Below are 20,463 nucleotides of genomic sequence, written 5' to 3'. Positions count from 1 at the left end.
ATATGCATCCGATAAGCCGATTGATTTTTATCTTCTACCTGTCTCACATTCATCCCTCGTCGTAGAGATGAATGTGAGGTGAGAGATACGTAGTTGACGCACGAGCGTGGTTATTTGGACGGTTTCTAGGCTTTTGGCGGCCGATTTCGTCCGAAAATCCACTGCTATTTGGCGGGCGTCCGAATTTCCACGCTCGTGTGTCCGAAAATCCACGCTCGTGCGGCAGATTGGTCGAGGGCCCCATATGGGTATACTCACGAGGATTCGACTCGATTCGCCCCCGCTGGGGCGTCAAAGGAGACTACATATGTCCACTACCTCAACCGACCCGCGCGCCGCTGCTGCCGCGCTGCTGGTGCCCGGTACCACCTGCCACGGCTTTGCCGTCGAGCGCTGCGAGACCGTGCCCGAGCTCGACTCGGACGCCTACGTGCTGCGCCACACTGCCTCGGGCGCTCGCCTGCTGTACCTGGCGTGCGACGACGAAAACAAGGCCTTTGCCATTGGCTTTAAGACGCCGCCGGCCGATTCCACCGGCGTGTTCCATATTCTTGAGCACTCGGTGCTGTGCGGATCGGCCAAGTTCCCCGTCAAGGAGCCATTCGTCGATCTGATCAAGAGCTCCATGCAGACGTTCCTCAACGCCATGACCTACCCCGACAAGACCATCTACCCCGTTGCCACCACCAACGAGCAGGACCTGTACAACCTGATGGACGTGTACCTAGACGCGGTGTTCAACCCGGCCATCTATACCAAGCCCACCATTTTTGAGCAGGAGGGCTGGCACTACGAGCTGGACCTGCCAGAGGGCGTCGAGAGCGAGGGCGACGGCAGCTCCGCCAGCCTGCGCGAGGGCACGCTGCGTTATAACGGCGTGGTGTTCAACGAGATGAAGGGCGCGCTGTCCGACCCCATGAGCGTGCTGGACGATGCCGTCAACGCCGCGCTCTACCCCGACACCGCCTATGCGCACGAGAGCGGTGGCGACCCGCGTGCGATTCCCTCGCTCACCTACGAGCAGTTCCTGGACACGCACGCGCGCCACTACAATCCTTCCAACTCCTACATCACGCTCTACGGCGACCTGGACGTGGACCGCGCACTGGCCTTTTTGGACGAGCGCTATCTGTCGCAACCGAGTGCCGCGAGCCGCCGCATGGACGCCGCCGTTGCCGCCGGCGAGGACCCGTCCGTGCTGGCACCCAATCCGCTGGGCGTGCAAGCGCCCGTGACCTGCGAGTATAAGCGCGTCGAGATGGCCACCACGCCCGAAAACGCCCTGGTGGGCCTGGGCCTTGTGCTGGGCAGCGCGCTCGACCGCAAGCGCACAATCGCGGCGGACATCCTGTTCGAAGCGCTGCTGGGCTCCAACGAAGCGCCGGTTAAGAAGGCCATTCTGGCAGCGGGCCTGGGCGGCAACGTGGTGAGCTACACCGCAGCCGAGAGCCTGCAGCCCTACGAGCTCATCATGCTGCAAAACGCGCAGCCCGGCGTGGCGCGCGAGCTGCGTCGTGTGTTCCAAGACGCCTGCCGCGACCTGTGCGAGCACGGCGTTCCGCGCGAGCGCCTGGAAGCCATCATCAGCAGCAACGAGTACGACCTGCGCCAGCGCGACTACGGTATCGCCGACGGCGTGGCCATTGCGTGCGACGCGCTGAGCACCTGGCTCTACGATGACGACGCCGCGACGCTGGCGCTCAAGTACGGCCCGGTGTACGAGGAGCTGCGTGGCGAGCTGGACGGCAGCTACTTTGAGGACCTGCTGCGCGAGCTGGTGCTGGAAAACGACCATATGGCGCTGGTCGAGCTGGTGCCGGTGGACGCCGCCGAGGGCGCAGAGGGTGCCGAGGCCGCCGAGCTAGCAGCCAAGCGCGACGCCATGACCAATGCCGAGCTGGCCGACGTGGTCGAGCGCACGGCCGTGCTGCGTGCCGCACAGGAGGCCGAGGACACGCTCGAGGCCAAGGCCACGCTACCGCACCTGCGCGTTTCCGACATTGGCGAGGCGCGCCCCGAGCCGCCGCTGGTCGTGGACACGACTGCGCCCATCCCCTGCCTGCGCCACGGCATCCCCACCAACCGTCTGGCCTACGCCATGCAGTACTTCGACCTGAGCTGCGTCGCATTTGAGGACCTGCCCTATGTGACGCTGCTCTGCCGCCTGCTCAAACAGCTGCCCACGAGCGAGCACTCGGCCGAGGAGCTCGACAACGTGCTCGCCGGCAAGCTGGGCTTTTTGAGCTTTACGACCGAGGTCATGACCCAGCCCGACGTGGACGGTGTGCGTCCCTACCTGCTGGTGAGCGCCGGCGCCCTGTCCGAGAAGATCGATGCGCTAGCGAGCCTGCCGCGCGAGGTGTGGTCGAGCACGCTTTTGCTCGATGCCGACGCCGACCGCGTGCGCGACGTGCTCACGCAGATTCGCATTGGACTTGAGCAGGGCTTTATCAACAACGGTCACTCGGCGGCACTCGGTCGCGCGATGAGCTACAGCTCGCCCTCGGCCATGGTGCGCGAGCAGCTTTCGGGCGTGGACTTCTACCTGTTCCTGCGCGATCTGCTCGACCACTTTGACGAGCGACTGGATGACCTGCGCGCCAAACTTGCCGAGCTGGCAGGCCGCATCTTTGTGGCCGATGGCTGCATGGCGAGCTTTACCGGCAGCGACGAGGACTTTAACGCATACTGGGCCGCCGCGGACGATCTGGGGCTGGGCGCTGGCGACGGCGCCGATGCCGGCAGCGGCACGCTCGTGGTACCGGAGCCGCGCGACCGCCACGAGGCCTTTGTCATCCCCAGCGACATCTGCTTTGCGGCAAGCGCGTGCGACCCGCGTCGCCTGGGCATCGACGTGACGGGCGCCTGGGCGGTTGCCGCCAACGCGCTCTCCTACGACTATCTGTGGAACGAGATCCGCGTGAAGGGCGGCGCGTACGGCTGCGGATTCCGCGCGGCAGGCGAGCGTCAGACGGCGTTCTACACCTACCGCGACCCGGCAATCGACCCCTCGATTGAGCGCGTTGCGCGCGCAGGCGAATGGCTCGGCAGCTTTGAGCCCGACGAGGCCGCCTTTGAGGGCTTTATCGTAAGCTGCGTGAGTGGCATGGACGCGCCAGTGAAGCCATACGCGCTCACCAAACGCCGCAACACGACCTACCTGGCCGGGCTCGATCCGCATGCACGCGAGGAGCGCCGCGCCCAGATGCTCGCCGCCACGCCCGGTGAGCTTCGCTCGCTCGGTGCCGACGTGACGCGAATCGCAGCCGAGTCGCCAACCTGCGTCTTTGGCGGTCGAGACGTCATCGCCAAGAGCAACGCCGGCTTTAACGTCGTCGACCTGCTCAGCTAACCACAAAGGTAGATTTTTGGGACATGCCTGAAAATCTACCTTTTTCTTTTGCCGCTGCTTGGGTGGGGCAGCTCACCCCGTCCCACCAGTTTGTCTAAATCTGTAACATCTAGGCGGCAATATTGGCCCCAGATGTTACAGATCGAGACGTTTCCGAATGGCGCCGCCCCTTTGTCTCAATCTGTAACAGCTAGGCCCATTTTTGCCGAGTTAATGTTACAGATCGAGACAAACCGCCGCGAACACCTGCTCTTCGTCAAAACCACCACGAAGGTGTCCATGAACTGCCCCCTTTGCAATGGTTTGTGTGGTGGTTTGGGTGTTTGCCCAGATAAAACCTGCCAAAATAAACCTGTCCCTTTTTGGCAGGTTTGCTAGAGGAGGCTGGGATGGATAAGGTTGAGCTGCGACGGGCGGCGATTGCTCGGCGCGATGCGATTGATTTGGATGTGCGGGCGGCGAAGTCCGCCGTTATCTGTGCGCGGCTTGTTGAGCTGTTGGATCGCTTGGATGCCGCGACGCCGCACACCGTTGCCGCCTATGCCGCGATGGGTTCCGAAGTCGATCCTGCCGCGTTTGCCGCAGCGGCCGCCAAACGCGGCTGGCGCGTGGCCTATCCGTGCATACTCTCGGCAACAGACGCCGCAGCTTGTGGCCAGCGCATGTGCATGCGGGCAGTTGCCGGCGGCGATGCGTCCGCGGCTCCGTTTATCGCCCACCCCACGCGGGCCTTCGCGGCCATGGACATCGACAGCGACCGCTTCCCCATCGTGTCTGCCGAGGCCCTCGACATGGTCGTCGTGCCACTCGTAGCCTTCGACCGCGCCGGCGCGCGCCTGGGCTACGGCGGCGGCTGCTATGACCGCTACCTGCCCATGCTCTCGCCCGCATGCCAAATCATCGGCATCGCCTTTGACGAGCAGCGTGTCGACCACGTTCCCACCGACGCCCACGACCTGCCGCTACCCCACATCATCAGCGCCTAACGGCTGACGCACATCCCGACGGCCTAGTGCTCCTCGCCGGCGCGGGCCAGGTCGTAGGGCGTGGTCTGGTAGACGTAGTAGTTGAGCCAGTTGGTGTAGAACAGCTGAGCCTGACTGCGCCAGACGTTGCGCGGCTCGGCGGTGGGGTCGTCGTTCGGGAAGTAATGCGCCGGCACCTGAGGGTTAAGCCCGCGCTTCACGTCGCGCTCGTACTCCAAACGCAGCGTGTCGGTATCGTACTCGGGATGGCCAAAGACAAAGAAGCGGCGGCTGTCGGTCGACTTGACGATGTACAGGCCCACCTCGTCGGACACGGCCACGACCTCAAGCTGCGGCTCGGCCTCCACGTCCTCGCGGCGCACATCGGTGTTGCGCGAATGCACGGCATAGAAACGGTCGTCAAAGCCGCGGACCAGCGGGCTTTGCGGCTTCACCAGATAATGCTCGAACACGCCACTCGCCTTTGCCGGCAGATCGTACTTCTGGATACCGTAATGATGGTAGAGCCCCGCCTGCGCGCCCCAACAAATATGCAGCGTAGAGTGCACATGCGTGGTGGACCAATCCATGATCTGGCAGAGCTCGGGCCAGTAGTCGACCTCCTCGAACGGCATCTGCTCCACCGGCGCGCCCGTGATGATCAGGCCGTCGTAGTGGATGTCGCGGATGTCGTCGAACGTGCGGTAGAACGTCTCCAGGTGGCCGGCACTCACGTGCGTGGCCTCGTGCGTTTTGGTGCGCAGCAGGTCCACCTCCACCTGCAGCGGCGTGTTGGAGAGCTTGCGCATGATCTGCGTCTCGGTGGCGATCTTGGTGGGCATGAGGTTGAGGATGAGCACGCGCAGCGGCCGGATGTCCTGGTGCAGCGCGCGGTACTCGGTCATGACAAAGATGTTCTCGCTCTCGAGCTGCGCGGCGGCAGGGAGGGCGTCGGGAATACGAATGGGCATGGATGCTCCTTACGAGTCAGTTGCAGCTATGGTACAACGACCGGCCCCATCCGCGCGAGCGCATCGCCCAGCGATGCCGTCAGCGGCCCAAATCACTCCAAAAGTAGAGATTAAGGCATGCCCAAAAAATCTATGGCGCTTTAGCCTAGCAAAGTGACAGCTGGACGCTACAATGGTCCGACGCAAAAAACTCGGTCGAAAGGATACATATATGTTCCAGACGCGTAAGATCGGCGTGGTCGGCCAGGGCCACGTAGGAGCACATGTCACCAACAGCCTACTTATGCAGGGCATTGCCGATGAGCTGTACCTGTGCGATATCAACGAGGCCAAAGTGACGTCCGAGGTCCAGGACCTGCGTGACTCCCTTTCGTTTGTCCCGTACAACACCAAGATCGTCAATTGCTACGACCACTACGAGGAGCTGGCCTGCTGCGACGTCATCGTCAACGCCGCCGGCAAGGTCGCGCTGGCCGCCGGCAACCGCGACGGCGAGCTGTTCTTTACCACCGATGCCGCCCGCACCTTTGCCAAGCGCATCGTCGACGCCGGCTTTGACGGCATCTTCGTGAGCATCTCCAACCCCTGCGACGTCGTGTGCACCGAGTTGTGGCACCTGACCGGCTACGATCCCAAGAAGATCATCGGCTCGGGCTGCGGCCTGGACTCCGCCCGCCTGCGCACCGAGATCTCCAAGAAGGTCGGCGTGAGCCCCAAGTCCATCGACGCCTATATGATCGGCGAGCACGGCTTTAGCCAGCTTGCAGCCTTTAAGGCCGCGGCCATCGCCGGCAAGAGCCTTAATGAACTTCAGGCCGAGAACCCCGACAAGTACGCCTTCGACCACATGGAGGTCGAGGAGCTTGCACGCAAGGGCGGCTATGTGACCTACCAGGGCAAGCAGTGCACCGAGTACGCCGTCGCCAACTCCGCCGCGCGCGTCTGCGCCGCCGTGCTTCACAACGAGCACGCCGTGCTTTCCGCCTCCACGCTTATGACCGGCCAGTATGGCGAGGAGGGCATCTTCACCTCCCTGCCGTGCGTGATCGGCGCCGAGGGCGTCGAGGAGGTCTACACGCTGGACCTGTCCGAGTACGAGCTCGAGGGCTTCCACAAGAGCTGCCAGCACATTCGCGACAACATCGCCCAGCTCGACTGGTGGGACGCCGAGGCCTACGACGCAAAGTAGGCCGCTGGCTGCCGCAACCTTACGAATCTAAGCGCGATACTAAGCGGGCTGCGCCGGAAATCCCCGGCGCAGCCCGCTTTTCGACTCATGCAACACGCTCGCACATTTAGGTCTAATACTTTCCCCGAGAAGTGAACGAGCAAAATCGAGCCCCCGGAGCATCGACACTTTATGGGAGCCATTTCCTGCAGTTTCATTGAGATTTTCCTGCGGTTTTGGCGCCAAAAAGTGTCGATGCTTCGAGGGTCCAAAATAGGTCGTTCACTTCTCGGGAAAAGTATTTGACTTCGTTTTTCGACAAACAAAACCGGTCATCGCAACGCAAACGGGGCCTGCGCTTAGCGTAGGCCCCGACGTGAGAAGTTGTTATCCCGGTAACTTAATACCGCTCGATTAGTACTGCTCGATACCCATGTAGCGACGGACCTCGGGGCTGTGGTCGAACACCTTGCCGCGGGCGGCGCGCAACTCGCAGCTCATCGCATAGAAGAAGATCGGCTCCAGGAACGAACGCACGCTGGCGGGCACCTCGCCCACGCCGTACTCGAGCGCATCGAGCACCATGACCGTATCGGTGTGCGTGTTGAGGAATGCAAGCGCGCGCTCCTCCATGGGGCGGCACTCGCCCGATCCGAGCTGCACGAAATAGAACACGCCGGGCTCGGTGGCCTCGAACGGGCCGTGGAAATACTCGCCGGAGTGGATGTAACAGCAGTGCTGCCACTGCATCTCCATGAGCGAGCAGATGGCCATGGCGTAGGTCTGGCTAAAGTTGGGGCCGGAACCCAGGATATAGAAGAACTTGTGCTGCTGGCAGAGCTCGGCAAAACGGGCGCCTAGCTCGGCGTTGACCTTCTCGCGGGCAGCGGGCAGCAGCGCATCCATCTGCTTAAGGCCGGCGTACATGTCGGCAAGCGCCTCGTAACCCTCTTGCTGGTCGAGCAGCTCGGCAGCCATCAGGGCGCCGATGCCCTGCGGCACCTCGGCCTGCGGCACGCCTTCGCCCCACGGATAGACCCAGGTGGTCCACTTGCCGTTATCGATCTTGGAGCCCTCGCAGTCGGTGAGGGCGACAACCTCGGCGCCGGCGGCCAGCGCCATCTCGCAGCCGTCGACGACCTCCTGCGTGTTGCCGCTGTGGCTGCAGGCGATGACGAGTGACTTCTCGCCAAGACTCTTGGGAGCCATCAGGCAAAACTCGCGTGCCGTGTAGACCGTCGAGGTAAACGTGGTGGCCTCGCGCTTGAGTAGCTCGTTGGCCGGCATCAGGTCGATCATCGAACCGCCGCAGGCGATCCAAAAGACGTTCTCAATCTTGCCCTTGCGCTCGATAATTTCCTGAACCAGATCATGTGCGTTCACGGTGATGTTCCTCCTTGTGTGGCGGCTTTGAACGACGACAGCTCGTACCTGCGGTCGTTCTATGTTGTCCTATTTATAGCACGCACGACGATGCACGTGAAGTCATTTCACCAAATTTGTTCTATGTTATTCTATCTATGGACGTTAGATGTCGAACACGTAGCGCGAGCCCACGATCTTTTGGCGTCCGAGCAGCAGGGGCCGCCCGTCCGCATCGGTAAAGTATGCCTCCATATAGAAGAGCGGCTCGCCGACCGGCACCTCCAGCAGCGGGGCCGCCTGAGCATCGGCAAGCGCAATCTCCACCGTACAGGGGTCTGACTTGAGCGGCGCACGGCCCGAATGCTCGGCAACGAGCGCAAAGATGGAATTGTCCGTGAGGTCCTTGTCGGCAAGCGTCTGCAGATAGGGATGGTCGGCCAGCACAAAGGCGTTGTTCTCGAGCATGACGGGCACGCCGTCTGCCGTGCGCACGCGCTCGACAACGATGAGCTCGCAGCCGGGTTCCACACCAAAAAACGCCGCGTCCTCGCGCGTCGCCGCAACCACCGTGCGCGACACCAGGCGTGCTCCGGCCACCATGTCGTTGGCGGCGCAACCCTCGGAAAAGCTCTGAACGTCACCCTTCTGGACAATCTTGCGTTTGAGCTTGGGCGCACACACAAACGTGCCCCTCCCCTGCTGGCGGTTGAGATACCCCGCGCGCGACAGCTCCTCGACGGCGCGGCGCACGGTGATGCGTCCCACGCCGTAGTACTTCGCGAGCTCCATCTCGGAAGGAATGCGCGAGCCGGATGCGTACACGCCGCGCGCGATCTCGCCCTTTAGGTCGTCCATAACCTGCTGGTACAGCGGCACGGCGGACACCTCAGTGCGCTCGGTTTTATCGTCGGATGCCATCATTACGCTCCATCCCGTGCATGCTCGGACTCAAACTCTTCAATCGCCGCCATAAACTGCTCGCCAAAGGCATCGGCCTTTTTCTCGCCAATACCGTTGACCTGGATAAGCTCGTCGCGTGTCTGAGGTCGTAGGCGGCACAGGCCGCGCAGGGCCTTGTCAGAGAAGACCATGTACGGCGCCATCTCCAGCTCGGTCGAAATCTCCTTGCGCAGGGCACGCAGGCGCTCGAACAGCTCGGCATCGTCACCCACGCGCGGGCGCTGATCTAGCTCGGCCTCCTCACGCAGCAGATCCACCGCGTGGCGGGCACGGGCCGAGGCCTTGTGCTTGGACGCACGACGCTTAACGGTAAAGGCAAACGCCTCATCCTCGACCTCGGCGGCACGCGGGCCCAGCCCCACGACCGGGTACTGCCCCTGCGAGGCGGCCAAGTAACCGCGGCCGCACAGCTGGCCGATGATGTCCTTGATGCGCCCGACCGATTCGCTCGACAGCTCACCATAGCCGCGGTCCTCGTCCAGATGCATCTGGCGAATGCGCTCGGTGTTGCCGCCGTGGAGCACGTCGGCGATGAGCGACTTGCCAAAGCGCATGGGTCGCGTGGCCACATAGCGCACAGCGGCGCGGGCCATATCGGTGACGTCCTCGACCTCGAACTGCGTGAGGCAGTTGCTGCAGTTGCCGCAGCCCTCGGCCTCGTCCGTGGCGGTGGCGCCCGCACCAGCCGCGGCAGCATGCTCGGCCGCGGCCTCGTCGCCAAAGTAGCGCAACATATATTCGCGCAGGCAGCCGGTGGTATTGCAGTAGCCCTCCATCTGGCTGAGCAGACGGTAGCGGTTCTGGAGCGCCCACGCGCGCTGCTCGTCGTCGAGTGCCTCATCGGCGGCATCGCCGCGGTCGATTAAAAAGCGGCGCATGCGAAAATCGTTACCGTTCCACAGCAAGTGGCAGCTTGCCGGGTCGCCATCACGGCCGGCGCGGCCCGCCTCTTGGTAGTATGCCTCGATGCTCTCGGGCACGTTGTTGTGGATCACGTAGCGCACGTTGGGCTTGTCGATGCCCATGCCAAAGGCGTTGGTGGCAACCATCACCTGAATGTCGTCGTCGATAAAGGCACGCTGGCTCTGGCGGCGGGCGTCGTTGCCCATGCCGGCATGGTAGCGACCCACGCGAATGCCGCTGGGGCCCAGCGCCTCGGCAAGCTCGCCTGCCAGCGCATCGACCGTCTTGCGGGTCGAGCAATACACGATGCCGCTCTCGCCCGAATGCGCGATCACATAGTCGCGCACCCACGCGGCCTTGGCCTTGTCGCCCATCTCCTCGCAGCCAAAGTAGAGGTTCTTGCGATCGAAGCCCGTCACCACCGTCGCGGGGTTTTGCAGGCCGAGCATCTGCTGAATGTCCGCGCGCACACGCTCGGTCGCCGTAGCGGTAAAGGCTGCCACGATAGGGCGCTGCGGCAGGGAATCGATGAACTCGCGAATCTGCAGGTAGGCGGGGCGGAAATCCTGGCCCCATTGGCTCACGCAGTGGGCCTCGTCAATGGCCACGAGCGGCACGCCGATGCCGCCTTCGGCCGCAGCTTCCTGCGCAAAGGCCAAAAAACGCGGCTCAAGCAAGCGCTCGGGCGCCACGTACATAAGCTGATAGCGACCCTCGCGCGCCCGCTTGAGCACGGTGTTTTGCTGGGCCGGGGTAAGGCTGGAGTTGAGATAGCTGGGTCGCGCACCCGCCGCGAGCAACGCACGGGTCTGGTCCTCCATAAGCGACAGCAGCGGACTCACCACAAAGGTGATGCCGGGCAGCATGAGCGCGGGCACCTGGTAGCAAATGGACTTGCCGGCGCCCGTGGGCATAACACCCAACGCATCGCGACCGGCAAGGATCGCATCGACCATGCGGTCCTGTCCCGGGCGAAACGAGGTGTAGCCAAAATAGGCGCCGAGCGTGTCGAGCGCCATCTGCTGCATGCTATCGGTCATGGTTTCCTAACGTCCAAGTCATCTGCCGCCGATTATACGCCGCCACGCGGACCGGTGCCGCGCGGCTGCCGGCCACGGGCGATGCAATCCAAGGCGAACGAGCGTGGATTTTTGGACACTTTCCTGATGAGCGTGGATAATCTCCCACTTTAAGCCCGTCACCAAGCCAAAAACGGGAGATTTTCCACGCTCATTCTTCGGGTAGTCGATGTTTTGGCAATGTCAGCGAAAGCCCGCCAGAGCGAGCAAGGTGCCTTGAAACGAGGCGGCATTGACCTTCTGGTCATGCCGCCGAAGTTGAAAGGCAGATTGCCGCTCTGGCGGGCTTGCAGCGTCGAGCCGTTGCGCGGTTTGGAAAACCGCGCAACTAGAGCTACATGACCATGACGTAACGCGATCCCACGTAGTACTGCTTACCCATCAGGACCGGCTCGCCATTGGGACCGATAAAGCCGGCACGCAGGTTGAGCAGCGGATCGTGCGGAGCAATGCCCAGCTCGGCCGCCTGCTCGGCGTTAGCTCGAACGGCCTCGACCGTGCGGTAGCCAACCGAGACAATCGGGGTTCCGCCAACACGCTCGACCTCGGCAAAAATCGACTTGTCCTCAAGATCGGCCGTCAACAGCTCACGGTAGGCGTCAAACGGCACAAAGATGTTCTCCTCAAAGATGGGCTCGCCGTCGGCCGTACGCACGCGCTTGATATGCAGTAGCAGCGCATCCTTCTGCAGACCAAAGAACTCCATCTCGTTTTGGCGCGCCGGCACGATCTGACGATCGATCACATGCGCACCGGCCTTCATGCCGTTATCGGCACACAGCGCGGTAAACGTCTGCAGCGTCGAGGCGTGAAACTGGCGATTGATGTGCGGCGTGGAAACAAAGGTGCCACGGCCCTGCTGCTTAACCAGGTAGCCATCAGAGCACAGCTCCTCGACGGCGCGGCGTACCGTAATTCGGCTCACCTCGTACTGCTCGGCTAGCTCAAGCTCGGACGGAATACGCTCCTTGGGTGCATAAACACCTTTCTCGATCGCATCCTTGATTTCATCGTAAATCTGCTGGTAAAGCGGTGCATTTTTGGGCGCGGGCATATCTGATCACTCTTATCGAAATATCGAAATAACTAATACGTATATAACGTCTAGTTTCATGTTACCTCATATTGATAAAACGATACACCCTCCCTACCAAAAAGCGACAGCTTCATTTTGGTAGGTTTTATCTGGGCAAACGAAAGCCACTCGAAAGCAGCGAGGCTTTCGAGTGGCTCATACGGATGGGCTGCGCTTGACCGGCAAAATGCCACAACCCTACTTGCCGTCGTCCTGCTGCAGGCTGTCCTGCTCGATGAGGCGCGCCTGCCTACTGGCCATGCGCGCGGGCTTGTCGGGATCGGGTACGGCCGTGGGCATGGGCTCGTCGACATGACCGCCCCACCAGCCGCCCACAAAGTTGAGCGTGTGGAACACATTGATCACGGCGCCGGGATCAATGTCGCACACCAGCTTGATAATGTCCTGACTCTCGTAGGTCGAGACAACGGCGTGCAGCAGGTACATCTTTTCGCGGCTGTATCCGCCGATGACCTCGGCGCAGCTAATGCCGTGCTGAAAATGGTCGATATAGGCGGTCATGACCTCGTCGGCCTTGCGCGTCGTGATCTGCAGCGTCACGCGGTCATAGCGGCGGTAGAAGCTGTCGATGGTCTTGGTCGAAATAAACTGGAACACGATGGAATACGCTGCGTTGTCCCAGCCAAACATAAAACCAAAGATCGCCAGGATAAAGCAGTTAAAACCAAAGATGACGCCCCAAATGGTCTTGCCCGTGTGGTTGGAAACCCACAGCGCGATAAAGTCGGTACCGCCGGTGGATGCGCCGGACTTAAGCGCAATGGCAGCGCCCAGGCCCGAGACCACGCCGCCAAAAATGATAAGCATGATCTTGTCGCCCAAAAACGGTGCGAAGTGAAAGATGTTGAGGAACAGCGACGAGAGCGCAACCTGCATCATCGAGAAGATGACGAAGCGCTTGCTAATGCCGCTCCAGCATAGGAGCGCCACGGGGATGTTGAGCGCGAGCATGCCGAGCGAGATGTCGATATGAACGCCGCCGAGCGAGGTAACGCGATCGAGCAGGACCGCGACGCCGGTAAGGCCGCTCGGAAGCAAGTCGGCGGGCCGAATGAACGCCTGGATCAGAAATGTCTGGAGAACGGCAGAAATGGTGACCGCCACAGCGGTAATAGCGCGGCGGACGATGGTAAGGCGGCCGAGCACGAGCACGCGGTCCGTGAGCTGATCGATGGCGTTCGCCACGTAGGCTCCCTTCGAAGGCAGATGTAGTTGTGGGGCATGTCGGCGATTGTAGCATGGAGCGACAGAGGGCGCCTCAATTCACCCGCTCTCGACAACCAAAACGGGACCGGTGACCCCACAACCAAAGGCCCAAATTCTAAGTGAGTAGACTTTTCGCGACCTCCCGAGCACAGCCAATAACAGCCACCTCTGTGACCTGCGGTTTTACTAAGTCAGAAACGCTTTGTGCTCGGCCTGCGCCAAAAAGTCTACTCACTTAGCCCGAATCGAAGCCAAACGGATCTAAATTGATGCCAAATTAAGCGCAAATGACGCGTGAACCAGTGCTTCTCGCGGTGGATTGACACTACAGAGCGGCCAAAATGTCGGTCAGGTTGTCGATGACGACGTCGGCGGCGGACTGGTCCAGGTTGACGCCCTCGTGCGGACGCAGCGCCAGGACTCGGGCGCCGGAGCGCTTGCCGGCCTCGATGCCCAAAGGCGAGTCCTCGATAACCAGGCACTCGGCAGGCTCCACCCCCAGCGCCTCCATGGCACGCAGGTAGATCTCGGGGTCGGGCTTAAACGCACTGCACTCGTGGCCGCTGATGGTGTAGTCCAGCACGTCGGCGATACCGGCAATTTCCACCAGCTCGTCAATGAGCTCGCGATAGGACGAGCTCGCGATGGCGCACTTCACGCCGCGCTCGTGCAGCTCACGCATCACCGGCCCCGTCTGCTCGTTGAGCAGCTCGGTATACGGAACGGGATGGTCCGGGCTGTAGACCTGCTTGTACTCCACGCGCAGACGCTCACGCAGCTCAATATCGTCGGGCACCAGCGCCTCCCAAATGGCAGGCTCGTTAGACCCCGAAAGATCGGGAATCTCGTCAAAGTGGAACCCCTTCTCTTCCATAAACGCCACGCGACGACGGTTGTAGAACCACTCGGTATCGACCAGCACGCCGTCCATATCAAACAGCACCGCCTTGATCATACGCATCTCCTCCCACCTGCCAAAAAGGGACAGGTTTATTTTGGTAGGTTTTATCTGGGGTTTTATGACGCGGCAGACACGCCCTCCCCAGAGCAAAAAAGGGGACAGGGCGCAAACCCCATCCCCTCTCAATCAACCCGTAAGGTCTACTTACTTGTGATTAGTAGGAAAGCTTCCACATGTAGCGACGCATGGTCAGCGGGTGCTGACGGGCCTCGGCGATCTGGTTGCCGTACTCGCGCATAACGGCGAGGTGCAGCAGCGGGTTGAAGTAGGTGACGACGCTCGCGGGCACGGCGTCAGCCAGGCCGTAGTCCTTGGAGTCGATCAGAGCGACCTTGGCGCCCATGCGCTTAAGGAAGGTGAGGGCGCGGGCGTCCATCGGACGGGTAGCGCCATCGGACATGAAGAAGACGTAGGGCTTACCCTCGGTGGAAACCTCGAACGGGCCGTGGAAGTACTCACCGGTGTTGTAGGCGGCGGCGTCGATCCACTGCATCTCGGTGAACAGGAAGGCGGCGTGAGAATAAGCCATCTTCTCGGAGGCACCGGAAGCCATGAAGTAGATCATCTTGTCGTCCTTGAAGTCCTCGGCGAACTTCTTGGCGAGCTTCTTGCAGGACTGAGCAGCGTTCTCGCAGAGCTCAAAGACGTTGGTGAGGCCGGTGATCATGTCCTCGTAGTGGTCATAGCCCTCGGTCTGCTGAAGGATCTCGACAGCAAGAGCGATGGCGTAGCCGGGCTTCTCGCACTTGGCAGCGAAGTTGGCGTGGAAGCCGTGAACGATGACGTAGTCAGCGTCGACGGTCAGAGCGGAGCCAGCCTTGTTGGTGAGGGAGACGACCGGGCAGTTGTGCTTCTTGGCGGTCTTGTTGGCCTCGACGGTCTCGGGCGTGGAGCCACCGAGGGAGCAGGTGATCACGAAGGTGTGCTCGTTGACCCAGGAAGGCGTGTCGTAGTTGAACTCGTTAGCAGTGAAGATCTGAACGTTCAGCTTGTCCGTGTTGTTGGCCAGGAAGTACTTGGCGGGGTAAAGGTCGGACATGGAGGCGCCGCAGCCGACGAAAGCGACGCTGTGGATCTCGTGGTTGGACAGGACGTCAGCGACGATCTGCTTAGGGAGGTTAAGGTCGATCTCGTACATCTGACACATTCCTTTCAATTTTTGCGGCGCCACATTGCCGGGCGCTCGCAGGGTTACCGTGATTTGGACCGAGTCGCCGGCCCGTTGAGGATGCGACAAAGGGACTGTCCCATTGTCGCATGTTGGGGATGGAAGCCTGCCTGGGGTATGGGATGCCAGGCAGGCCCCCGGGGGAAAGCGGTTAGGCGCTTAGTCGCGACTAAGCCAGGATGCCGACCGCGGAGAGGGCGATGCCGCCCACAATGGCGATCACGAGAAGCCAACCGGTGTTGACGTTCTTCTTGATGAGCCAGTACATAAGGCCAGTGAGGCCGAGGGAGATCATCTGGGGCATCATGCCGTCCAGGATGTCCTGGATCACGACGGTGCCCTCAGCGAACTGCAGCGGGGTGGTGGCGCCGATCAGCGTAGCGATCATGCCGCCCACGGACATAAGACCCACGATGCCGCAGACATACATGAGCTTCTCCATGAGGTCGCCGCCCTGAAGCTTGCTCAGGTACTCGTGGCCGCCCTGATAGCCCATCTTGGCTGCGAACCAAGTAATCAGCACGGAGGGGACGATGGAGATGAGAAGGGCCAGGATCGGGCCCATGATGGAGCCCTGCTGAGCCAGCTGAACGCCCAAGCCAAAGGCGATAACGCGGATGGTGCCCTGGAAGAAGGAGTCACCGATGCCGGAAAGCGGGCCCATAAGGGAGGTCTTGACCGCGTTAATCGAATCGGGGTTGAAGTTCTCGGGATCCTTGGCGTACTCCTCCTCCATGGAGGCGGCGAGGCCCAGGATGAAAGCGCTCGTCTGCGGGGTGCAGTTGTAGAACGCCATGTGACGGTGGTAAGCCTCTTTCTTAGCAGCAAGCTGCTTGGGGTCGGACTCGTCCGGATAGAGGCGATCGAGCGTGGGAACCATACCGTAGAGGAAGCCCATGTTCATCTGACGCTCGTAGTTCCAAGAGGCCTGGATGGCCCAGGAGCGCCAGAAGAACTGGCTGACCTTCTTGTTCAGGGACACGTCCTTGGTTGCGGTTGCCATAGTGTGTTCCTCCTTAGTCTTCGTCGTCTTCGAGCGGATCGTAGTCGGAATCGACACCGGCGGCTGCATGGGAACCGTTGAACTTGAAGCCCATGAAGACGACAGCCAGGCACACACCGATCAGAGCGACCGCGATGACGGACAGGTTGAGGTAAGCGGCGAGCAGGAAACCGATGAACAGGAACGGAGTCATACCCTTCTTGATCATCATGGTGAGCAGCAGGGCCAAGCCGTAGGCGGTCATGATCTTGGTCGAAACGTTAAGACCAGTGGACAGCCACTCGGGAACCATGTTGACGATGGCCTGAACCAGGTCGGTGCCAACAAAGACGGCGAGGAAGATCGGCAGGAAGTACATGATGGCGTACAAACCGGAGCCGGCGCAGATGTGCATACGGTAGGCGGTCTTGAACTTTCCGTTATCAATCGCGTTATCTGCCACATGGGTGAGGACGGCGATGATGGAACGGAACACGATGCCGAGGAGCTGACCCAGGACGGCGACCGGGATGGCGATCGTCATGGCGGTCTCGGCGGAAGCATCGGTCAGGCACGCAAAGGCAGCGGCCACGATGCCGCCCAGGACCATATCGGGCGGAACGGCGGCGCCGACCTGCACCAGGCCCATGGACACGAGCTCGACGGCGGCACCGACGGCAAGACCGGTGGGCACATCGCCCAGCAGCAGACCGACGAGCGTAGCGCCAACGAGGGGCTGCTCGAAGTTAAGACGACCGAGCAGGCGGGAGTCCCACATGCAGAACACGCCGACGAGGCCGACGAGCACCGCACTGATGAACGTATTCATACCCTTCTCCTTTCAGTCAGGCAAAAGCCTGGTTGATTACAGCTTGGCGTCGATGTCGACGCTCTGATACGTAGGGGTCTGCTGGACGTAGAGCTTAATGCCCATGTCGAGCAGCTGGTTGACGTCGGCCTTCTGGGTGGCGTCGAAGAAGACGGAGCTGTCCTTGCCGCCAATCTGATCGGCACCGTCGTGGTTGGCGGTGGCGCCCAGGTTGATGGCGTCGAGCTTGTAACCCTGGCAGAACTGCAGCATCTCGGCAGTGTTGCCAAAGACAAACATGACGCGCTCGCCGAGGGTGTTGAGCTTGTCCATCTTGGCGAGGGCACGCTCGACGGTGAAGACGTTCAGGCGCACGCCCTGGGGCTTGGCCAGCTTAAGAGCGCCCTTCTTGATGTCATCGTTGGCGGCAGCGTTGTCGACGACGATGATGCGCTCGGCCTGAACCTTGGTGGTCCAGGTAAAGACGACCTGGCCGTGCAGCAGACGGTAGTCAAGACGTGCGAGGACGATCTTGGCGGGACCGGAGCTGTGACGGGACGCCTTGGCCTTCTTGGCGGGAGCCGCAGCGGCCTCGACCGGTGCGTTGGGGTTGGTCAGGCCGGTACGGGCCTCGTTGATGAGGGCCGCGAGCTCGGCGCCCTTGATGGGGACGGGGCTCATAGCGAGCGTCAGTGCCAGCGGAATGTTGAAACCGCTGACAACCGTGAACTTCGTGCCGTTCTTGGAAAGCTCGACCATGCTGTTGTTGACCGAGCTGCCGAGCATATCGGTCAGCACATAGACGGTGTCGTCCGCGTTGAACGTGGCGATCAGAGCGTCCACCTTATTGGTGATGGGCTCCTTGTCGTCACGAGCAAGCGACACGACGTGGACGTTCGACACGTCGCCGAGAACCATCTCGAGCGTGTCTTTGGCGCCTGCGGCCAGGCCGCCATGAGATGCGAGAATGATCTGATTCATCTTGCCTCCTCCTTTTCGTTATGGTCATTATAACGTCTTATACGTCGCTTATATTGCTAATTAGTATAAAGACCGTTCGCGGGTGAAAATCGACCGTTGACGGGTTTAACGTACTTGAAACGTTGGGGCTGGATAGGCCGGCGCTGGCTGGATAACCCGAGGTCAGACCCTGCGCGCAATCCTCTATCGCACAAAGTACCAGGGGCTTTCCTGCACGGTGGGCTCCAGCGCGATGCCGGTGCGCTCCTTAAACAGATCCATGTCCTGCGATTTCTCCGTCCACCACGCGTTGGGCTTAAAGGTCATGCTCTCAACAACATGACCGACAAACACACTGTTGCGCAGCTTGGAGAAGTCGGTGTTCATGATCAGGATGGACGCGAGCACCAGCACGATGCCCAGGACCTTGATCGCGCCGGCGGGCTCGGCGTAGATGCCAATGCCCACCAGTACGGTGACGACTGTCTCGAAAGACATTACGACGGGAACTTTCGATGTCTCGAGCCCCATGGACAGACCCTGCATATATAAGACATAGGCCACGGCTGTGGGGATGAGTCCAAAACCAAGGAACAGCAGCAGCAGCTGAGGCGACATTGCCGCGGCGACATCTGGCCACGGAGCCGCGATAGCCGCCATAACCGCACCGCCAAAAACAAGGCCCCAAAACGTGACAGCCAGCGGGTGGACCGTCTTGGTTGCTATCCGGCTAAACACCGCGAGCGACGCGCCACAAAAGCCCGCAATCACGCCCGACGTGACGCCCCAAACCGAAAAATGGAAACCGGAAAGGTCGCCATTGGTCACTGCAAGCACACAGCCACCGATATTAAAAGCGATGGCAACGAGCTTGTTGGGAGTCACATCCTCGCGATAAAGCACGCGGCCGAGCATGACGCCAAACACCGGCGAGGTGTAGAGCAGCACCGAGGCCGTGGACATGCCCACCTCGCCCATACACTCGTAATAAAGCGTGTTAGCGGTAGCGAGGCCGATAATGCCAAGAAGCGCACAGGGAACAAGCTCTTTAGGACTTGCCTTGAACAGTGCCAGGGGACCCGATGCTTTTCCCTCACGATCGCCTCCCTGGCAACCCATGAACGCCAAGACCGGAGCCATTAAGACGGCACCTGACAACAGGCGAAAGGCCGCCATGCTCTGAGACGAAACACCCAGGGCCGAGATGCCTTTTACAAAGATTCCGATGCTGCCCCACATAAGCGCGGCGATCAGCACCAGCACATAGCCCAGATTGCTTTTCTTCAACGCAGCCTCCTCGGTATTGTTTCCAATATGTTTCACACTACGTTATAGTCGTTATATACATTTTTCAAGACACAAATCGGCGAGCGGAAAAGTGATCCGTTTTCCTCCGTCCCCAGCGGATTACTGGGCGGTTGCGGTGAAATAGTTCCTAAATAGAGGCTTCAAACCCCCAAACAGGAACTATTCCACCACAACTTATGAGGACATCGAGCTGTTAGGCCGCTCTATCCCCTAGTAGTCCAGCTTCCACATGTAGCGGCGCGTCATGTAGTCCTTGTGGGTGACGGCAGAAAGCGCGCGCATATACACGTTGTTGAGGATCGGCGCAAAGATCAGGTGGTTGAAGTATTCGCTCACGCTGTCCTTGATGTCGTTGAGGCCAAGCTCCTTGGCATCGAGCTGATAGACGCGCTCGCCACCGTACTGGTTGACGAAGCGGATGCCGCGCTCGTCGTTGCAGCGGCTGCGGCCGACACTGATGAGCTGGAACAGCGAGGTGCGCTTGTCCAGAATCTCGAAGGGGCCGTGGAAGAAGTCGCAGGTGTTGATGGTGCAGGAGTCGATCTGCAGCATCTCCTGCACGTTGCAGATGCTAAAGACGTAGGCGGCACCAAAGAGCGGGCCCTGGGCCATGACGTTGATGCAGGGCTTGTCGGCGTTCTGCTCGGCCCACTTGGCAGCGAGCGGACGGGTGTACTCGACGGCCTTGCGATAGATGGGGTCAACCAAGTCGAAGGCGGCCATAGCGGTCTCGTACTCGGCATAGCCCTCGGTCTGCTGCGTAAGCTCCATGGCGATCATGGTCACGACGGCGGAGTTGGTGCGGCCCATACAGGACTCATCGACGGCCAGGCTGTCGTACTGGATCTTGTAGTCGCAGACCTCGGTGAGGCCGGACTCGTCAACATAGATGGCGATGGTGCTGGCGCCGTGGTCCTTGGCGACCTGGGCGGCAACGATGGTCTCCTTGGTGCCGCGCATGGACACGACGACGGCCAGGGTGTTCTCGTTGACGTAGGCCGGGGTGGCGTGCACGAACTCGTTGCTGGTGTAGCTGGAGCTCACGACCTGCGTGGCCTCGTGCTCCATAAAGTACTGGGCAGGATAGTTGCCGCCGTTGGATCCGCCAGCGCCAATCCACACGACGCGCTTGATGCCGCCCTTGTCTGCCTTGTCAGCCAAAACCTGGGAGACGACATCCTTAACCTGTTCCTGAGTAGTCATCGTGCATC

At 60.9% G+C, this 20,463-nt stretch carries 17 protein-coding genes; 3 read left to right on the top strand and 14 right to left on the bottom strand.

Annotated features, from left to right (window positions below):
• Positions 1–307 precede the first annotated feature (307 nt).
• Complete coding sequence (locus LCQ44_RS04480) at positions 308–3,352, top strand: insulinase family protein (protein WP_225094176.1); 3,045 nt, start codon at positions 308–310, stop codon at positions 3,350–3,352.
• A gap of 216 nt (positions 3,353–3,568) precedes the next feature.
• Here LCQ44_RS04480 and LCQ44_RS10000 read toward each other — a convergent pair whose 3' ends face one another.
• Positions 3,569–3,697, bottom strand: a complete 129-nt coding sequence (locus LCQ44_RS10000; RefSeq protein ID WP_263634082.1) for a hypothetical protein — start codon at positions 3,695–3,697, stop codon at positions 3,569–3,571.
• A 44-nt stretch (positions 3,698–3,741) separates the two neighbouring features.
• On the opposite strand from LCQ44_RS10000, the gene LCQ44_RS04475 reads away from it, so the two are divergent.
• Positions 3,742–4,338: a 5-formyltetrahydrofolate cyclo-ligase gene (locus tag LCQ44_RS04475; protein WP_225094175.1), complete on the top strand. Its 597-nt coding sequence runs from the start codon at positions 3,742–3,744 to the stop codon at positions 4,336–4,338.
• A 23-nt stretch (positions 4,339–4,361) separates the two neighbouring features.
• Here the strand turns inward: LCQ44_RS04475 and metA are convergent, their stop codons facing one another.
• Complete coding sequence (gene metA / locus LCQ44_RS04470; RefSeq protein ID WP_117583845.1) at positions 4,362–5,288, bottom strand: homoserine O-acetyltransferase MetA; 927 nt, start codon at positions 5,286–5,288, stop codon at positions 4,362–4,364.
• Positions 5,289–5,499: 211 nt separating this feature from the next.
• Between metA and LCQ44_RS04465 the strand changes: the two genes are divergently transcribed.
• Entirely contained in the window at positions 5,500–6,477 is a 978-nt protein-coding gene (locus LCQ44_RS04465; RefSeq protein ID WP_225094174.1) for an L-lactate dehydrogenase, read from the top strand.
• Between the two features lie 393 nt (positions 6,478–6,870).
• On the opposite strand, the gene LCQ44_RS04460 is transcribed toward LCQ44_RS04465, so the two are convergent.
• The 12 genes from LCQ44_RS04460 to LCQ44_RS04405 all read right to left on the bottom strand — a co-directional run bounded on the left by LCQ44_RS04460 (position 6,871) and on the right by LCQ44_RS04405 (position 20,455).
• Complete coding sequence (locus LCQ44_RS04460) at positions 6,871–7,839, bottom strand: SIS domain-containing protein (RefSeq protein WP_225094173.1); 969 nt, start codon at positions 7,837–7,839, stop codon at positions 6,871–6,873.
• Positions 7,840–7,983: 144 nt separating this feature from the next.
• Positions 7,984–8,742: a GntR family transcriptional regulator gene (locus LCQ44_RS04455; protein WP_225094172.1), complete on the bottom strand. Its 759-nt coding sequence runs from the start codon at positions 8,740–8,742 to the stop codon at positions 7,984–7,986.
• Positions 8,742–10,724 (bottom strand): RecQ family ATP-dependent DNA helicase, encoded by a 1,983-nt coding sequence (locus LCQ44_RS04450; RefSeq protein WP_225094171.1) that lies wholly within the window; start codon positions 10,722–10,724, stop codon positions 8,742–8,744. The genes LCQ44_RS04455 and LCQ44_RS04450 overlap by 1 nt, the downstream gene beginning before the upstream one ends.
• 373 nt (positions 10,725–11,097) lie before the next feature.
• Positions 11,098–11,817: a GntR family transcriptional regulator gene (locus LCQ44_RS04445; RefSeq protein ID WP_117637428.1), complete on the bottom strand. Its 720-nt coding sequence runs from the start codon at positions 11,815–11,817 to the stop codon at positions 11,098–11,100.
• Positions 11,818–12,036: 219 nt separating this feature from the next.
• Positions 12,037–13,044: a YitT family protein gene (locus tag LCQ44_RS04440; RefSeq protein ID WP_225094170.1), complete on the bottom strand. Its 1,008-nt coding sequence runs from the start codon at positions 13,042–13,044 to the stop codon at positions 12,037–12,039.
• A gap of 346 nt (positions 13,045–13,390) precedes the next feature.
• Complete coding sequence (locus tag LCQ44_RS04435) at positions 13,391–14,020, bottom strand: HAD family hydrolase (RefSeq protein ID WP_225094169.1); 630 nt, start codon at positions 14,018–14,020, stop codon at positions 13,391–13,393.
• A 160-nt stretch (positions 14,021–14,180) separates the two neighbouring features.
• Positions 14,181–15,164: an SIS domain-containing protein gene (locus LCQ44_RS04430; RefSeq protein ID WP_035136781.1), complete on the bottom strand. Its 984-nt coding sequence runs from the start codon at positions 15,162–15,164 to the stop codon at positions 14,181–14,183.
• A 199-nt stretch (positions 15,165–15,363) separates the two neighbouring features.
• Positions 15,364–16,197 (bottom strand): PTS system mannose/fructose/sorbose family transporter subunit IID, encoded by an 834-nt coding sequence (locus tag LCQ44_RS04425; RefSeq protein WP_225094168.1) that lies wholly within the window; start codon positions 16,195–16,197, stop codon positions 15,364–15,366.
• Positions 16,198–16,210: 13 nt separating this feature from the next.
• A complete protein-coding gene (locus LCQ44_RS04420) occupies positions 16,211–17,005 on the bottom strand; it encodes a PTS mannose/fructose/sorbose/N-acetylgalactosamine transporter subunit IIC (protein ID WP_195246997.1) in 795 nt (264 codons plus the stop codon).
• 36 nt (positions 17,006–17,041) lie between these two features.
• Complete coding sequence (locus LCQ44_RS04415) at positions 17,042–17,965, bottom strand: PTS sugar transporter subunit IIAB (RefSeq protein ID WP_225094167.1); 924 nt, start codon at positions 17,963–17,965, stop codon at positions 17,042–17,044.
• A gap of 183 nt (positions 17,966–18,148) precedes the next feature.
• Complete coding sequence (locus tag LCQ44_RS04410) at positions 18,149–19,231, bottom strand: DMT family transporter (RefSeq protein WP_217750340.1); 1,083 nt, start codon at positions 19,229–19,231, stop codon at positions 18,149–18,151.
• Positions 19,232–19,462: 231 nt separating this feature from the next.
• The gene (locus LCQ44_RS04405) at positions 19,463–20,455 is read right to left on the bottom strand and encodes an SIS domain-containing protein (RefSeq protein ID WP_006235139.1); all 993 of its coding nucleotides are present in this window, start codon (positions 20,453–20,455) and stop codon (positions 19,463–19,465) included.
• Positions 20,456–20,463: the final 8 nt, after the last annotated feature.

It is taken from the genome of Collinsella aerofaciens (assembly GCF_020181355.1).
Lineage (GTDB): Bacteria > Actinomycetota > Coriobacteriia > Coriobacteriales > Coriobacteriaceae > Collinsella.
This window is presented reverse-complemented; position numbering and strand designations above follow the sequence as displayed.

Coding starts and splice junctions, on each gene's coding strand:
- LCQ44_RS04445 (WP_117637428.1), bottom strand. CDS start 11,817: ATGCCCGCGCCCAAAAATGCACCGCTTTACCAGCAGATTTACGATGAA.
- LCQ44_RS04425 (WP_225094168.1), bottom strand. CDS start 16,197: ATGGCAACCGCAACCAAGGACGTGTCCCTGAACAAGAAGGTCAGCCAG.
- LCQ44_RS04420 (WP_195246997.1), bottom strand. CDS start 17,005: ATGAATACGTTCATCAGTGCGGTGCTCGTCGGCCTCGTCGGCGTGTTC.
- LCQ44_RS04455 (WP_225094172.1), bottom strand. CDS start 8,742: ATGATGGCATCCGACGATAAAACCGAGCGCACTGAGGTGTCCGCCGTG.
- LCQ44_RS04430 (WP_035136781.1), bottom strand. CDS start 15,164: ATGTACGAGATCGACCTTAACCTCCCTAAGCAGATCGTCGCTGACGTC.
- LCQ44_RS04465 (WP_225094174.1), top strand. CDS start 5,500: ATGTTCCAGACGCGTAAGATCGGCGTGGTCGGCCAGGGCCACGTAGGA.
- LCQ44_RS04450 (WP_225094171.1), bottom strand. CDS start 10,724: ATGACCGATAGCATGCAGCAGATGGCGCTCGACACGCTCGGCGCCTAT.
- LCQ44_RS04435 (WP_225094169.1), bottom strand. CDS start 14,020: ATGATCAAGGCGGTGCTGTTTGATATGGACGGCGTGCTGGTCGATACC.
- LCQ44_RS04480 (WP_225094176.1), top strand. CDS start 308: ATGTCCACTACCTCAACCGACCCGCGCGCCGCTGCTGCCGCGCTGCTG.
- LCQ44_RS04415 (WP_225094167.1), bottom strand. CDS start 17,965: ATGAATCAGATCATTCTCGCATCTCATGGCGGCCTGGCCGCAGGCGCC.
- metA (WP_117583845.1), bottom strand. CDS start 5,288: ATGCCCATTCGTATTCCCGACGCCCTCCCTGCCGCCGCGCAGCTCGAG.
- LCQ44_RS04475 (WP_225094175.1), top strand. CDS start 3,742: ATGGATAAGGTTGAGCTGCGACGGGCGGCGATTGCTCGGCGCGATGCG.
- LCQ44_RS04405 (WP_006235139.1), bottom strand. CDS start 20,455: ATGACTACTCAGGAACAGGTTAAGGATGTCGTCTCCCAGGTTTTGGCT.